Annotated in this window: 11 protein-coding genes; 3 read left to right on the forward strand and 8 right to left on the reverse strand. The window is 73.5% G+C overall.

What is annotated here, in order from left to right; genetic code table 11:
* On the reverse strand, positions 1-1,280 hold a 1,280-nt coding region (locus ABZ749_RS12760), incomplete at its 3' end, for a bifunctional adenosylcobinamide kinase/adenosylcobinamide-phosphate guanylyltransferase (protein WP_357226930.1).
* 153 nt (positions 1,281-1,433) lie between these two features.
* Positions 1,434-3,239 (reverse strand): protein kinase, encoded by a 1,806-nt coding sequence (locus ABZ749_RS12765; protein WP_357226932.1) that lies wholly within the window; start codon positions 3,237-3,239, stop codon positions 1,434-1,436.
* A 144-nt stretch (positions 3,240-3,383) separates the two neighbouring features.
* Between ABZ749_RS12765 and ABZ749_RS12770 the strand changes: the two genes are divergently transcribed.
* Both ABZ749_RS12770 and ABZ749_RS12775 read left to right on the forward strand, forming a co-directional pair.
* A complete protein-coding gene (locus tag ABZ749_RS12770) occupies positions 3,384-3,584 on the forward strand; it encodes a hypothetical protein (protein WP_007463228.1) in 201 nt (66 codons plus the stop codon).
* On the forward strand, positions 3,584-4,381 hold the full coding sequence (locus ABZ749_RS12775; protein ID WP_357226934.1) for a site-2 protease family protein: 798 nt from the start codon (positions 3,584-3,586) through the stop codon (positions 4,379-4,381). Before ABZ749_RS12770 ends, ABZ749_RS12775 begins: the two co-directional genes overlap by 1 nt.
* 117 nt (positions 4,382-4,498) lie before the next feature.
* Here the strand turns inward: ABZ749_RS12775 and ABZ749_RS12780 are convergent, their stop codons facing one another.
* The 6 genes from ABZ749_RS12780 to nadA all read right to left on the reverse strand — a co-directional run bounded on the left by ABZ749_RS12780 (position 4,499) and on the right by nadA (position 14,901).
* Entirely contained in the window at positions 4,499-5,497 is a 999-nt protein-coding gene (locus ABZ749_RS12780; RefSeq protein WP_355007754.1) for an aldo/keto reductase family protein, read from the reverse strand.
* A gap of 44 nt (positions 5,498-5,541) precedes the next feature.
* The gene (locus ABZ749_RS12785) at positions 5,542-10,308 is read right to left on the reverse strand and encodes a WG repeat-containing protein (protein WP_357226937.1); all 4,767 of its coding nucleotides are present in this window, start codon (positions 10,306-10,308) and stop codon (positions 5,542-5,544) included.
* 383 nt (positions 10,309-10,691) lie between these two features.
* Positions 10,692-11,252, reverse strand: a complete 561-nt coding sequence (locus ABZ749_RS12790) for an XRE family transcriptional regulator (RefSeq protein WP_357202862.1) — start codon at positions 11,250-11,252, stop codon at positions 10,692-10,694.
* Positions 11,253-11,426: 174 nt separating this feature from the next.
* Positions 11,427-12,020 (reverse strand): DUF3043 domain-containing protein, encoded by a 594-nt coding sequence (locus ABZ749_RS12795; RefSeq protein ID WP_355007751.1) that lies wholly within the window; start codon positions 12,018-12,020, stop codon positions 11,427-11,429.
* Positions 12,021-12,133: 113 nt separating this feature from the next.
* Positions 12,134-13,489 (reverse strand): UDP-N-acetylglucosamine 1-carboxyvinyltransferase, encoded by a 1,356-nt coding sequence (gene murA, locus ABZ749_RS12800; protein ID WP_124820727.1) that lies wholly within the window; start codon positions 13,487-13,489, stop codon positions 12,134-12,136.
* Between the two features lie 212 nt (positions 13,490-13,701).
* The gene (gene nadA / locus ABZ749_RS12805; RefSeq protein ID WP_357202858.1) at positions 13,702-14,901 is read right to left on the reverse strand and encodes a quinolinate synthase NadA; all 1,200 of its coding nucleotides are present in this window, start codon (positions 14,899-14,901) and stop codon (positions 13,702-13,704) included.
* A 68-nt stretch (positions 14,902-14,969) separates the two neighbouring features.
* Here nadA and ABZ749_RS12810 point away from each other — a divergent pair.
* Positions 14,970-15,362, forward strand: a 393-nt coding sequence (locus ABZ749_RS12810) for a glycerate kinase (protein WP_357226940.1), incomplete at its 3' end; no start/stop codon positions are given.

Consider the following 15,362-nt stretch of genomic DNA (forward strand, 5'->3'; position numbering starts at 1 on the left):
GGGCGCACGGCGGCGCGTTGCCGGACGTCAAGGACCTCGGTGCCGGCGCCGCACGCGGCGAGCACCAGCAGGTGTACGCCGGCGTCGGCGGCCTGCTCGGCCAACCGCCAGCCGTAACGCAGCGCGGACTCCACCTGCTCCGGCGCGAGGGCCTGCTGGTCTTCGATCGGCGCGGAGGCCGGGGTGTCCACCACCTGGAGACTCGCGCCGCTCTCGGCGGCCAGCCGTGCCAACGCGCCCTGACCGGCGCGAGCCTGTGCGGCGCGGCGTGCCGACTCACCGGCGACGGTGCCGGCCGCCGCCCCGCCGGCGTGGTCGCCGTGCAGCAGCAGAACCCGCGCCGAGCCCCAGGCGGCGGGGGTCGAGGTGCCCTGGGTGGCGGCGGCGAAGCCCACCACCCGGTCCAACACGCCCAGCCCGGCACCCGGTACGTCCAGCGTGGCCAGTCGGTCGACCGCCTGCGGGCCGGCGTACTCGTCGGGCATCGGCAGCTCCATGCCGGGCTGGATGACCAGCCCGGTGGACACCATCGGCAGCGCCATTGTCGGCGCGGCCCACGGGTTGCCCGGTTCCGCGGTCGGGGCGGCCGGCGGCGTGGGGGTCAGCACGTCGGGGAGCTGCACCTCGGGGGTGGGCTCGGTGTCGGCCAGGCTCGCCACGGCCGGCGAGGTGGCGGCGGCCGGCGACGCGGTCACGGTGGCGGGAGCGGACGGTTCGGTGGCGGTGGCGGTGGCGGGCGACTTGAGCCAGACCGGCTGACCGGCGACGACCAGTACGACCGCGTCGCAGGCGTCGGCGACCGCACGGTTGGCCGCGCCCAACGCGTCGGTGAACGCCCGGCCCAGCGGGGTGGTCGGCACCAGCGACAGCCCCACCTCGGGGCTCACCAGCACCACCCGGGCGGCACTTTCGCGGATCGCCTCGGCCAGCTCGGCGATGGTCGCCACGTCGTCGGCGGGCTGGTGGTCCGGGTCGAGCAGCACCGTCACCCAGCCGCCCAGGTCGTCGACCAGCAACAACTCGTTGGGCTCGGCGGACCCGAGCACGTCGGCCAGCCGGCGTGGGTCCTCGGTGGTCTCCTCGGTGGTCCAGCTGCCCGGCCGTCGGGCGCGGTGCGCCGCCAGCCGGGTCGCCCACTCGGTGTCCTCCGGGTCGCCCTCGGGCGCGGTGGCGACGTACCGGACCACCGGCGCGTCGCTGACCAGGGACTCGGCGAACTCGGACTTGCCGGACCGGATACCGCCGAGCACCAGGACCGTGTTCCACCCGTCTACGGACATGCCCGTACCTTAGTTCTCATCCTTCGGGCCCGGGCACGTCGCCCCGACCCTGCCGAAGATCGAAAGTCCGTTCCGCCTCCATTGCGGGGAAGCGCCCAGTTCCCCCACCCGAATGCGGCGCGACCCCGGCCCGCTGCACTGCCGGCGCGGCGGTCAGTCGCAGTGTTCGAACCCGCTGCCGTAACTGACGCCGCCGGTGGTGCCGCCCCACTTGACGCACGTCCCGGCGGCGGTGGCCCGCACCGGCCCGGCGTAGTAGTCGAAGGACCCGCTGTCAGTGCTGCGGGCCCGACCCTGCACCTCCAGGTACGCCGACACGGCGGACTTCGCGCCGACCGCGGTGTCCTTGAGGGTGACCACGCAGTTGGTTCCGGTGCCCGCGTGGTACAGCAGGAAGACCCGGCCCTTGCGCTGCCCGTCCCCGCCGGTCAGCGTCGCCGAGTCGATCACCTGGTAGCCGCTGCCGCACGCCTGGGCGGCCGTGTACGGGTTGGGCCGGTTGGACGGGGTGCGGCTGGGTGTCGGTCGGCTGCTGGTCGTACCGGTCGGCGTACCCGGCGCCGCGGCGCCGGTGGGGTCGCCGCTGGTCGTCGCGTCGGCGGGAGACCCGGTCGGGTCGGCCGTCGCGGTGCGACCGACCCGCGGCGTTGCGCTGGGCCCGGGCCCGGTGGTGGTCGCGTCCCCGGGCGGCAGCGGTGCGTCGGTGACCGCCGCCGACTCGCCGGCCAGCGCGGGTGGCTGGTCCGCCGAACCCGACTTCGCTTCGGGTCGAAGCGCCACCACGGCCACCGCGACGACGAGCGCGACGAGGACGGCCGCACCTGCCCCGACCAGCAGCGGACGGCGTCGGCCCGGCGGCCCGCTCCCGAGCGCGTCCTCCCGGGTCGGCTTCGGCTCGGTCGTCGCTTCGACCGCGACGCCCGCCGGTGGGCGTAGAGCGGCGGGCCCTGCCGACACCGACCCGGCGGGCGGCGTCGCCGCGACCGACGGTGCGGAAGCCGGGCCGGCTGGCGGAACGGGAGTCGGGCCGGCCGGCGGTACGGAAGTCGGGACGGCGGGGGCCGCGACGCCCGGGGTGGGAGCGGCCAGCGCCCACGGTGGGCGGGCGGAGACCGGAATGCTCGCCACTGTCGCGTCGCGGGCATCGGCGGCGGCAGCGGCCAACTCAGCGGCGCTGCCGAACCGGTCCTCCGGACGCTTGGCCAGCGCGCGGGCCACCACTGCGGCAACCGCCGGTGGGGTGTCCGCCGGCAGCGCCGCCGGGTCCTCCTGGGCGTGCCGCAGCGCCACCGCGAGCGGGTTGTCACCGTGGAAGGGCGGCTGCCCGGAAAGGCAGAAGTAGGCCACCGCGCCGAGCGCGTAGATGTCGGTGGCGGCTGAGACCGGCTGCCCGGTGGCCTGCTCGGGGGACATGTACGAGGCGGTGCCGAGCACCATGTTCGCGGCGGTGAGCCCGGCCATGTCGCGGGACCGGGCGATGCCGAAGTCGACGAGCACCACGGTGCCGTCGCCCTTGACCAGCAGGTTGCCCGGCTTCACGTCCCGGTGCACGATGCCGGCAAGGTGTGCGGTGTGCAGCGCGTCGGCGGCCTGGGCCAGCACCGACATGGTGGTGGCCGGGTCCAGCCGCCCCACCGCGCGCACGCGGGCGGACAACGGCTCGCCCTCGACGTACTCCATCACCAGGTAGTCGACCTGGCTGCCGTCGTCGAGCACTGCCTGCCCGACGTCGTGCACCGGCACCACGCCGGGGTGGCGCAGCGCGGCCAGCATCCGCGCCTCGGCCCGGAACCGGGCGGTGAACTCCGGATCGGCGACCAGCGACGGCAGCAGCACCTTCACGGCGACCTCGCGTTCCAGCAGGACGTCGGTGCCGCGCCAGACCGCTCCCATCCCACCCGTCGCCACCCGCTCGCCCAGCCGGTACCGGCCGCCGAGCAGCACTCCCCGTGTCAGCACCGAGCCACCGTACCGGCCGGCTTCGATCGGATTGATCCACCCCGTCGGCCCCGCGGGGGCGAGCGAGCGGCCGTTGCGCGCCGGGCCGACTACGCTGGCGAGGGTTCGTCCCACGGGGACTTCAGCGGCGAGGGGAGACGCGGCATGGCGTGGAGCTGGCGGTACGAGGGCACGGACGGCCAGACGGTCGAGGGACCGGCGGAGTCGTTCGGCAGCCAGGCCGACGCCGAATCCTGGATCGGTCAGACCTGGCGGGAGCTCGCGGCGTCCGGCGTCACCTCGGTCGCGCTCGTGGAGGACGACCGGGTGGACTACCGGATGAGCCTGCTGCCCACGGCCGAGTGATGGCCTACGACCGCCCGGGCGGCGACGGGCTGGTCCTCGGCGTGCCCAAGGCGGCGTTCCGGCCCAGCCCGGTCTTCCTCGGTCTGGTCGCGCTCTTCGCGGTCAGCGGGGTGCTGACCTGGAACGGGTACGGCAACGTCCGGCTCAACGTGTTCCTCTTCGTGGTGTCCGGCTGGCTGGTGTCGCTCTGCCTGCACGAGTACGCCCACGCGGTGGTGGCCTACCGGGCCGGCGACCGGGACATCGCCCATCGCGGCTACCTGACGCTCAACCCGTTCAAGTACACCCACCCGTTGCTGTCGATCGTGCTGCCGGTGGTGGTGGTGCTGCTCGGCGGCATCGGCCTGCCGGGTGGCGCGGTCTGGGTGGACCGGCACGCCATCCCGGGTCGACTGCGGCACACCCTGGTCAGCCTCGCCGGCCCGGCGACGAACGTGCTGTTCACGCTGCTGTTGGTGGCGGCGGTGCAGGTCGGCACCCGGTCGGATGGTCCGGTGGAGTTCTGGGCCGGGGTGGCGCTGCTCGCCTTCCTCCAGCTCACCGCCAGTGTGCTGAACCTGCTGCCGGTGCCCGGCCTGGACGGCGGCAACATGATCCAGCCGTGGCTCACCCCGCAGTGGCGCAAGATGTACGACCTGTTCGCGCCGTACGGCTTCATCCTGCTCTTCGCGCTGCTGTGGAACCCGCGCATCGGCGGCTGGTTCTTCGACGCGGTCTTCGCTGTCGGTGACCTGCTCGGTCTGCCGTCGTGGCTCTACGCCACCGGCCTGGAGCTGATCCGCTTCTGGCAGAGCTGACCGGGCCCGGCGACCGGGCGAAGCTGACCGGGCCCGGCGACCGGGCGAAGCTGACCGGGCGGAGCTGACCCGGCCCGGTCGGCGCGAGGGATTCGCGCCGGCCGGGCCGGAACAACGTCAGGGACGCTGCGCGGGGGACTCGGTCTTCGCCGCGTCCCGCTCGACGATCGGCTCGACGATGTCGTCGATCGCCGTGAGCAGGTCGGCGTCGAGCTTCACCCCGGCGGCCTTCACGTTGTCGTGCACCTGCTCGGGGCGGGACGCGCCGATGATCGCCGACGAGACGTTCGGGTTCTGCAACACCCACGCCACGGCGAGCTGGGCCATGCTGAGCCCGGCCTGCTCGGCGAGGGGCTTGAGCTGCTGGACCCGGGTCAGCACGTCGTCGTTCATGAACCGGGAGATGAAGCCCGCGCCCGACTTCTCGTCGGTGGCCCGGGAACCGGCCGGCGGCGGCTGGCCCGGCAGGTACTTGCCGGAGAGCACTCCCTGCGCCATCGGCGACCAGACGATCTGCCCGATACCCAGCTCCTCGCTGGCCGGCACGACCTCGGTCTCGATGACCCGCCAGAGCAGCGAGTACTGCGGCTGGTTGGACACCAGCGGGACGTGCAGCTCCCGGGCGAGCGGGTGGGCGGCGCGCAGCTGGGCGGCGGTCCACTCGGAGACGCCGATGTAGTGCGCCTTGCCGGAGTGGACGACGTCGGCGAACGCCTCCATCGTCTCCTCCAGCGGGGTGCTGTAGTCGTACCGGTGGGCCTGGTAGAGGTCCACGTAGTCGGTGCGCAGTCGGCGCAGCGAGCCGTTGATCGACTCCATGATGTGCTTGCGGGACAGGCCACGGTCGTTGCGGCCGGGCCCGGTCGGCCAGTAGACCTTGGTGAAGATCTCCAGGCCCTCACGGCGCTCGTTCTGCAACGCCCGGCCGAGCACGTCCTCGGCCCGGGTGCCGGCGTACACGTCGGCGGTGTCGAAGGTGGTGATCCCCGCGTCGAGAGCGGCCCGGACGCAGGCGAACGCCGCGTCCTCCTCGACCTGCGAACCGTGGGTGATCCAGTTGCCGTACGAGATCTCGCTGACCATCAGGCCGGAACGGCCCAGGTGTCGGAATTCCATGTACCGACCCTAGCCCCAGTGGATCAACACCGGCGACCGGCGACTCAGAGCACCGGGTTGGCGTCGGTGAGTAGCCGGTCGATCTCCTCCAGCACCTCGGCGCGATCGCGGTGCACCGGATCGATGAGCGGCACGCCGCGCCGGTCCAGCGCGCCCCACCGCCCGTTGTCGCTCTCGACCAGGAACGCCACCGGGTGGATGACCAGCATCGGGTGCGCCGGCGGGACCAGCACCGTGCCGGTGCGGTCCACCACGCCCCGCCGACCCGCCACGTCGACCACGGCGAGCCCTTCGTCGGTGAAACCGTCGATCTTCTGGCCGTCGGCCAACTCGGTGACGAAGCCGTGGTAGCGGGTGGGCACGATGACCCGACCGGTCCGGTCGACCGCCCCCCAACCCTCGCGCCGCACCGCGGCCAGCCCACGCCGGAACGGTCGTACCTCGGCGAAGTTCGGCGCGACCTGCACCGCCCCGGTCGCGTCGATCGCCGTCCAACCACCCTCGCCGACCACCCACGCCAGGCCGTCGCTGAACGGCTGCGCGGCCCGGAAGGACGGCGGGATCACCGTCGTACCGAGCAGGTTGATCAGCGACCAGCGGTCGGTGTCCGGCCGGCGGACCCAGGCCAACCCGTCGTGGAAGGGCTGTGCTTCGGCGTACCGGGCGGGGACGACCACGTCGCCGTCCTGGCTGGTGTAACCCCACAGCGACCCGTCCCGGTCCGGCAACGGGGGCCGGTCCCGGTCGAGCACCTCGTCCCGACCCCGGGGGTACGCCCCGAAGCCATCCGCCTCGGCCCGCACGGTGACCGCGTCGAGGGCGACCCGGACCCGGTCCAGCAGTTCGGCGTCGCCCGCGCCGCGCAGGTCGAGCGCCTTCTCGAAGTGCTCGCACGCCTCCATGAGCCGCCCCTGGTCGTAACACGACCGCCCGGCGTGCTCGTGCAGCGCGGCCCGTAGCCGGTCGGGCAACTCGACCGAGTTGGCCTGGGCGAAGAGCTGGTCGGCCTCGGCGAAGTTGCCACGCCAGCGCAGCACGTGGGCCAGCCGGGCCTGGGCCAGCGCGGTCCGGCGCAACTCGCCGGTGGCCTCGGCGTAGGTGAGGGCGAGCCGACCGTCGGCCAGCGCGTCGTCCAGGTCGCCGAGGATCCGCGAGGCCACCGCCCGCAGGCTGAGCAGCCGGGCCCGGGCACGGTTGTCGACTGCCGAGCCCAACTTCTCGGTCAGCCGCCGACGGATGGCCCGCAGGTCGTCCGGCTCGGTCAGCTCCTCGCGCAGGGTGACCGGGTCCAACCGCCACCGGTACGCGGCCAGCACCTGCTCCGGGTCGCCCGGGTCGGCCAGCGACGGGCGGGTCACCACCGGCGGTGCTTCGTCGGGTGGCGCGGACGCCTGCTCGTGCTCTCCGTCCGAGCCGCTCCTCGGGCCGGGTACGGCCGGCGCTGGCGGTCCGGACGTCGGCGCCACCGACGCTGGCGGCGCGGACGTCGGCGCTATCGACGCCGGCGGTCCGGAGACGGGCGCTGCGGCGGGCGGTGGTGTCGAGGCCGGTGGCGCGGAGGCGGGCTCTGCTGCGGGTGCCGGCGGTGCGGAGACCGGTGCTCCGGAGTACGGCTGTGCCGGCGCGGGTGGCGCGGATACGGGCGCTACGGAGTACTGCTGCGTTGAGGCGGGTGGTGCGGACACCGGAGCTGCGGTCGGTGCCGGCGGTGCGGAGACGGGCGCGGAGGAGAGGGGCGGCACGGAGACGGGCGCCGCGGGTGGCGCCGATACGGGCGCTGCCGGAGGAACTGAGACCGGCGTGACCGAGGCGGGCGGTGCGGAGACCGGCGTGACCGAGGCGGGCGGTGCGGAGAACGGCGGTGCCGAGACGGGAGGTGCCGAGACGGGGGGGCTCGTGTCGTCCGCAGCCGTGACATGCGTCGCCGCGTCGCCCCGCCACTCGTCGACTCGCGAGCCGTCGGCCGGGCTCGCGCTCGGGTCGTCGATCGCGTCCGCCAGCTCGCCGGGTGGCGCGGGTTCGTCCGTCGGGTCGTGCTCGACCGGATCGGTGTCCGCGCTGGGTGATGCGGCGAAGGGGTGCTGGTCGGCGTCGAGGTCGGCTTCGGTCCGCTGGTGGGGCATCGCGACGACAGGTACGCCGGAGACGGGCTGGTCGCCATCCACAGTTTCCGTGTCGAAGCCGGGCTGCGGGTCGTCGTCCAGGTCGTCCGCCCAGAGCCGCGGGGCACCGGAGACCGGGTGGGCGGGCGGCGCGGAGACCGGGTCGAACGCGTCGTCTGGTGCCGACCCGCTGGCGTGCTCGTCGGCCACACCGTGATGAGTGTCGGCTGCCGGCGTGGACATCTGCGCGTCCGGTGTCGCGGAGCGGTCGGGGTCGCCGGCCTCGTCGTCGACCGGGTCGAACGGCCGCTGGTCCGTCGCAGGCTCGGCCTGGTCGGATTCGGCGGGCTGAGCGGGGCTGAACCACGCCTCCGGTCCGCGGGTACCCGGGACGTCGTCCGGCTCGTGAACGGGCGCCACCGGCTCTTCCGCGGGCGGCGGGGGTACGTAGCGGCGCGGCGTACCGGGGGCCGGCGGGAGCACCGGCTCGACCTCCGCCGCCGGTGGCTGCGGGGCCGCCGGAGGCGGAGCCACCGGGCTCGTGTCGGCCGGGGTCGGGTCGGACCGGGTCGCCGGAGGCGGCTGCGCATGCCAGGTGGGTGGCGGGGCCACCGACGGGCGGGCGTCCGCCGTCGGTGCCGGTCGCTCCGGTGGGTACGGGCGCTGCTGCGCGGCCGGTCGATCCGGCGCGGCCGGTCGATCGGCGGGGTGCGGCGGCTCCGCCGGGGGCGAGCGGTCCGGGGAGGTCGGGCGGCGGTCGGTCGGTGGGGCGCCGGCCAACGGGTCGTCGACCCGACGGCGGTCCGGGCCGGGCTCCTCGCCGCGCCGCTGGTCCGCCGGACGGTCCCGGCTGTCCGGGCCGGGGTAACGCGGCGGCGGAGCGGGGTGCGGTCCGGATGCCGGTGGCGGTTCGGCCAGCGGCCGGCGTCCCGATGCCGGCGGGGCGTCCGAGCGCTCGTCGGCACCGGGCAGGTCCACCGGCGCGGGCAGGTACTCCAACCGCAGGCGCGCGGCGGGTGGCCCCGAGACTGGCCGGTCGGAGGCGGGTGAGACCGGGACGGCCGACACCGGTCGGTCCCAGCCGCGGCTGGTGGGGGAGTCGGGTGCTGGCGACACCGGCCGTTGCGGGGAAGCTGGGGCGGCTGACACCGGTCGGTCCCAGGCGGGGGAGACGGGTGCTGGCGACACGGGCCGCTCCGGGGAGACCGGCATGGCGCGGTCGGAGGCGGGCGGCGCCGTGGCGGCCGGGCGTACCTGTCGCTCGTCGTACCGCGCCGGAGTGGCCGCCGGGCGCTCGTCAGGCCGGGACGGCGTGGCCGCCGGCCGGTCGGGCCGGGCGGCCGGGCGCGGCGACATGCCCGGCTCGGTGCCGCGGTACGGGTCGGCGCCACGGTACGGGTCCGTGGTGCGGTACGGGTCCGTGGTGCGGTACGGGTCGGGGCTGCCGTGTGGGTCGGTGCGGTGCGGGTCCGTGGTGCGGTGGCCGGGCTCCCGGGTGCGGTCCTGGCGCACCGGACCCGGTGCTGGCCAGGGCAGACTGCCGTCCGACCGTTGGCCCGGCTGCGGCCGGGGCTCGCGGTACGCGTCCTCACGGGGTGCGTCCTCGCGGTACCCGTTGTCGCGGTACCCGTCCGGGCGGGCCTGCTCGCGGGGTCGCCGGTCCGGGTACGCCTCGGCGCGGGCCGCCGCCTCACGGGGCTGCCGCCGGTGCGGGTCGGTGTCGGGCCGCCGCCGGTCGTCGTCGAGGCGCGGTTGGTCGGGCAGGTCCGGCTCGGGGCGACGCCGTCGCCCACCGTTGGGTGAGGGCGCTGCGCCGATCCCCTCGTCCGCGCGGTAGCGCGGCTCCGGGCGGCGCAGGTCGTCTGCGGCCCGGTCCGGGTACCCGTCGGCGCGGTATCGCGTGCGGCCGTCCACTGATGCCCACGGGTCGACCCCGTCGGCGACGCGGCCGTCGTGGTCGCGGGTGGGTCGGACGCCGTACCCGTCGGCGGTGTGCCGTTCGTGACCAGCGGCGGGCCGTTCCGGCGTGCCGCGCCGACGTGGTGTGTCGTCCGGCTCGGGCACCCAGCCAGGTTCCGGTCGGGGCGCGGGGGAGACCGGCGGGGACCCCCGGTAACTCCGATCCCGCTCGGCGGGCTCCTGCCGGGGGCCGCGGCTGTCGTACCGCTCGGGGTTGGGCTGGTCCCGATGCCAGGCGGCTTCCCGAGCGGGACCTCGCTCGTCGGCGGGGCGTCGGTCGGACCAGGCGGTACGTCGGTCCGACTCGGGCGAGCGGCGGTCGTCGCGGCGGGGTGGCTCGGGCAGCGGACGACGGTACGGCTCGTGGTCGTAGTGGCGGGAGTCAGCGCTGTCGGGCCGGCCGTAGGCGGACGCGTCAGCCGCGAGCTCGTCGCTGCGGAGTCGGCTGTAGGCCGACGCCTCGCCCTGCTCGTCGTCGGCCCAGGAACGGCCGTGAGGTGCCTGTTCCGCCGGTGATTCGTCAGACCAGGACCGGCCGAGGTAGGTGCCGTCCGGGCGGGTGGGCGCCAGCGGCGGCACCTCGGCGCGACCGGACACCGTCGCGCGTCCGCGCGGTGGTGGCTGGTGCGGCATGCCGATGTCGCCGGCGTAACGCTGGCCGGGGAACTGGGGGTGCCACTCGGTGGTCGGCTCGACCACCCAGGACGGTTCGTTCGGGTCTGACCACCGGTCGGTGTAGCGGCCGTTCATCCGTCGAGCCCGTCGCCACACCCGGCCGCTCGGTCGATTCTCGCCGGGGGTGAGGTGTCCGCAGCCGCCGTCGGGTGACCGCTGGGCGTCCGGTCGCCGCCTGCCACGCCCCGGTGGCCGGCTCGCGTCCGCTCGCTCACGCGTTGTCACCTCGTTGCAAATTGTCGCGCTGGGGCCGCACGCGCCGGTCAGATCGCCGCTCCGGCAGGCCGTGGCTGCGGATGGAGGGTAACGGCGTGGGCTCGCTCACCGCCACTGTGCTGCCGCCCACCGGCGCAAACGTTATCCCATTGGTTTCGGACATTTGGTCCTATAAGCGAATCTGGACTCCGACCTTACCGCACTCAAGGATCACCTGGCTGCGGCGGGAACGCCCACGTCCCTCAGGGGTGCTCCATGACGAGGACGGCGAACGTACCGGGAGCGAGCGCCTCGTAACGGTGCGGGGCGTCGCCGGGGAACGTGGCGTAGTCGCCGGGTTCGAGTTCGACGGGTGCCGCCTCGGGCCCCACCCGCAGCCGGCCGGCGGCGACCACCACGTGCTCGATACTGCGCGGGGTGTGTCCGGGCCCGGCCCGCACCGCGCCGGGCTCAAGCCTGATCAGGTAGACGTCCCGGCGCAGGTGCGCCGCACCGGCGCTGAGCAGCGTTCCGCTGAAGTCGGCCTGCTCCGAGCGGACGTGCGGCCCGTCCCCGGCCCGGATGACCCGTACGCCGTCGTCGACGGGCTCCACCAGCCGGCTGAACGGCACACCGAGGGCGACGCCCAGCGCCCAGAGTGTCTCCACACTCGGGTTTCCGGTGCCCGACTCCAGTTGGGAGAGGGTGGACTTGGCCACCCCCGCTCGGCGGGCCAGCTCGGTCAGCGAGATGCCGACCCGTTCCCGCTCCCGGCGCAGGGCGGCGGCGATGGTGGCCAGGGGGGCAGCCGGTTCCGAAGGCATGCCTTCGCTCCATTGGTCACATGTTCGGTCTGTCGAACAACGACCCGTTCAGCATGAAGAACGCACGACAAGATCCGCGCAGTTACGGCGAAACTGCTGCCTCGCAGATGTCTGAGGCAGCAGTTTCGCTGATGGTGCGCGGATCGTGGAGCTGTAGGACGGCCCGCCCGCGGGTCAGACCTTGTCGCCCAGCTTGACCTGGGGCGCCGGAGCGCGCATCCGGCGGAAGGTGATCGACCGCATGACCGCGTAGAGGAAGAGCGAGCCCATCCGCTGGTCGGTCTTCGGGAAGCGTTCCCGGACCAACTTGCTGATCTTGCGGCAGATCAGCACCGAGTCGACGACCACACCCAGCGCCAGCGCTCCCCAGAGCACGTTGGAGATCAGCCGGACCACCGGCGGCATGGCCGCGTTCGAGCCGACCAGCACGATCAGCGCGCCGCCGAAGAACCAGGTGCCGACGGTACGCCGGGAGTCGACCACGTTGCGGGCCAGCAGCCGTTCCGGGCCACGGTCGCGGGGGCCACCCTCGCGGCGGAACTCCGACGCCGCCTCGGCACGCAGTTGCCGGCGGCGCTCCCGCTCCTCCTCCTTGGTGAGGGGACGGGTGGGGCCGGCCGGCCGACGGCCGACGGTCGGCCGCTTGGGCGTCTCCCGACCCTTGGCCGGGGTGTAACCCCGGGAACGCTCAGCGGTCTCCTCGGGGGTCACCGAGGTGACGGCCTCGTCGACGAGGTCGGTGGACTTGCGGCGAAAGAGCGACGGCACGCGGCAAGGGTAGCCAACGGTCCGCGCCCGGTGCACATCGCGGTACAGCGACCGACGGCTCCAGGTCGCAGCGCGACCTGGAGCCGTCGTGGCCGAACGATGGGTGAGCGACGTTACGGACGCTCGGCGTGCGCGCCCAGGTCGGCGAGCTTCGCCTCGAAGTCCTCGTAGCCCCGGTTGATCAGGTCCACCCCGTACACCCGGGAGGTGCCCTCGGCCGCGAGCGCCGCGATCAGGTGGCTGAACCCGGCCCGCAGGTCCGGGATGACCAGGTCGGCGGCGTGCAGCTTGCTCGGCCCGGCGATCACGGCGGAGTGCTTGAAGTTGCGCCGGCCGAAGCGGCACGGGGTGCCGCCGAGGCAGTCCCGGTAGACCTGGATGTTGGCGCCCATCGAGTTGAGCGCCTCGGTGTAGCCCAACCGCTGCTCGTAGACCGTCTCGTGGACGATCGACAGGCCACGGGCCTGGGTCAGCGCCACGACCAGCGGCTGCTGCCAGTCGGTCATGAAGCCGGGGTGCACGTCGGTCTCCAGCGCCACCGCGTTCAGCTCACCACCCGGGTGCCAGAAGCGGATGCCGCCCTCCTGACCCGGGTCGCCCAGCTTCGGCGCGCGGGCGTCGGTGACCTCGTACTCGCCGCCGACCGAGCGGAAGATGTTCAGGAAGGTCATCATGTCGGCCTGCTGAGCGCCCAGCACCTCGACGTGACCACGGGTGGCCAGGGCGGCGGCCGCCCAGCTCGCCGCCTCGATCCGGTCCGGGATCGGCCGGTGGGTGTAGCCGTGCAGCTTGGGCACGCCCTGAATCTCGATCACCCGGTCGGTGTGGACCTTGATGATCGCGCCCATCTTCTGCAGGATGCAGATCAGGTCGATGATCTCCGGCTCCACCGCGGCGTTGCGCAGCTCGGTGACGCCCTCGGCCATCACGGCGGTCAGCAGCACCTGCTCGGTGGCACCGACGCTCGGGTACGGCAGGGCGAACTTGGTGCCGTGCAGCCCGTTCGGCGCGGACAGGTGCAACCCCTCGGGCCGCTTCTCGACAGTCGCGCCGAACTCGCGCAGCGCCTGGAGGTGGAAGTCGATCGGACGCGGGCCGATGTGGCAGCCGCCCAGATCCGGGATGAACGCGTGCCCGAGGCGGTGCAGCAGCGGGCCGCAGAACAGGATCGGGATCCGGCTGGAACCGGCGTGCACGTTGATCTGGTCGGTGCTGGCGCTCTCCACGTTCGCCGGGTCGAAGACGAGCTCGCCGTCCTCGGCGCCGTCGGTGACCTTGACGCCGTGCAGGCCGAGCAGACCTCGCACCACCTCGACGTCGCGGATCTTCGGCACGTCGAACAGTCGGCTCGGGCTGTCGCCGAGCAGTGCGGCGACCATCGCCTTCGAAACGAGGTTCTTCGCGCCGCGCACGCGGATCCGCCCTTCGAGCGGAGTGCCTCCGTGCACAACCAGGACGTCGTCGGTCAACGCAACCTCCAGCGCGTCGGTGCTGCTGTGTTGATGGTGGGGTGCCTGAACGTCGTCGCTACCCCGGATGCGGCCACATCGAAACGGCTCGCGTGTGTCGTCGCTTGGGCAGCATAGCCCTCGGTGACGAAAAAGGACTCGGTCACATCGGCGTGTGTGGCATTAATCGGTGATCCGGCACTTTTGCGTACCAAGAGCGCTACGGATCGTGATCAGGACACCGTCGGCGGCGGGGTGTCCGCGCCGGGCAGCGCGAGCATCTGATCAAGCGCCACCCGGGCGTGGTGCGCGGTGTCGGCGTCCACCGTGATCTGGTTGACCACCCGGCCCGCTACCAGCTCCTCCAGGGCCCAGACCAGGTGCGGCAGATCGATCCGGTTCATCGTCGAGCAGTAGCAGACGGCCTTGTCCAGGAACATGATCTGCTTGTCCGGGTGCGCCAGGGCGAGCCGGCGGACCAGGTTCAGCTCGGTGCCGAGCGCCCACGCCGAGCCGGCCGGAGCCGCCTCGATGGTCTTGATGATGTATTCGGTGGACCCGACGTAGTCGGAGGCCGTGACCACTTCGTGCCGGCACTCCGGGTGGACCAGGACGTTGACCCCGGGCACCCGCTCCCGTACGTCGTTGACGCTCTCCAGGGTGAACCGGCCGTGCACCGAGCAGTGCCCCCGCCACAGGATCATCTTGGCGTCGCGCAGCTGCTCCGGGGTGAGCCCACCACCGGGCTTGTGCGGGTCGTAGAGCACGCAGTCGTCCAGCGACAGGCCCATCTCCAGCACAGCGGTGTTACGGCCCAGGTGCTGATCCGGCAGGAAGAGCACCTTCGACCCCTGCTCGAAGGCCCAGTCCAGGGCGCGCTTGGCGTTGGACGAGGTGCAGACCACGCCGCCGTTGCGGCCCACGAAACCCTTGATGTCGGCCGAGGAGTTCATGTACGTCACCGGGACCGTGTCGCCAGCGATGCCCAGCTCGGTCAGCGTGTCCCACGCGGCCTCGACCTGGCCCAGCACGGCCATGTCGGCCATCGAGCAACCCGCCGCGAGGTCCGGCAGGATCACCCGCTGGGTGCTGGTGGTGAGGATGTCCGCGCTCTCGGCCATGAAGTGCACGCCGCAGAAGACGATGTACTCCGCGTCCGGGCGGGCTGCGGCCTCCCGGGCCAGCTTGAACGAGTCGCCCGTCACATCGGCGAACTGGATCACCTCGTCGCGCTGGTAGTGGTGCCCCAGCACGAAGACCTTGCTGCCCAGCTTCGCCTTCGCGGCGGTGGCACGGGCCACCAGATCCGGATCGCTGGGCGCCGGCAGGTCGCCCGGACACTCGACGCCGCGCTCGGTGTCGGGGTCACTGCCCCGGCCGAGCAGCAGCAGAGCCGTCGCCGTGTTGGAGGGTTCCACCCAGGTCGAAGTCACGTAGCCCATGGTCCCACAGCGCGAGCGCGACGCAGCCTCGCTCGGTGTGGGCTGCCACACTGCTCGGCATGCGCGTGCTGCTCTGCCCGGACAAGTTCGCCGGCACCCTGTCCGCACCGGAGGTGGCCGCTGCCGTCGCCGCCGGTTGGCGCACCGTCACCGACGGAGACGATCTGCTGATCCGACCGCTCGCCGACGGCGGACCGGGCTTCGTGGAGGTGCTCGCCGAGGCCCTCGGTGGCCGGCGGGTGCCGGTGTCGACGGTCGACCCGCTGGGCCGGCCGGCGGCCGGTGAGATCCTGCTCACCGCCGACGGCTCGACCGCCTACCTGGAGAGCGCGCAGGCGTGCGGCCTGCACCTGCTCTCCCCGGCCGAGCGCGACCCGAAGACCACCACCTCGTACGGGCTGGGTCTGTTGGTGAACCCCGGCGAGCTGTGCAGGTCCACCAGCACGTCGACC

Origin of the sequence: Micromonospora sp. NPDC047753, from assembly GCF_040642735.1 — a bacterium.
Classification (GTDB): domain Bacteria; phylum Actinomycetota; class Actinomycetes; order Mycobacteriales; family Micromonosporaceae; genus Micromonospora.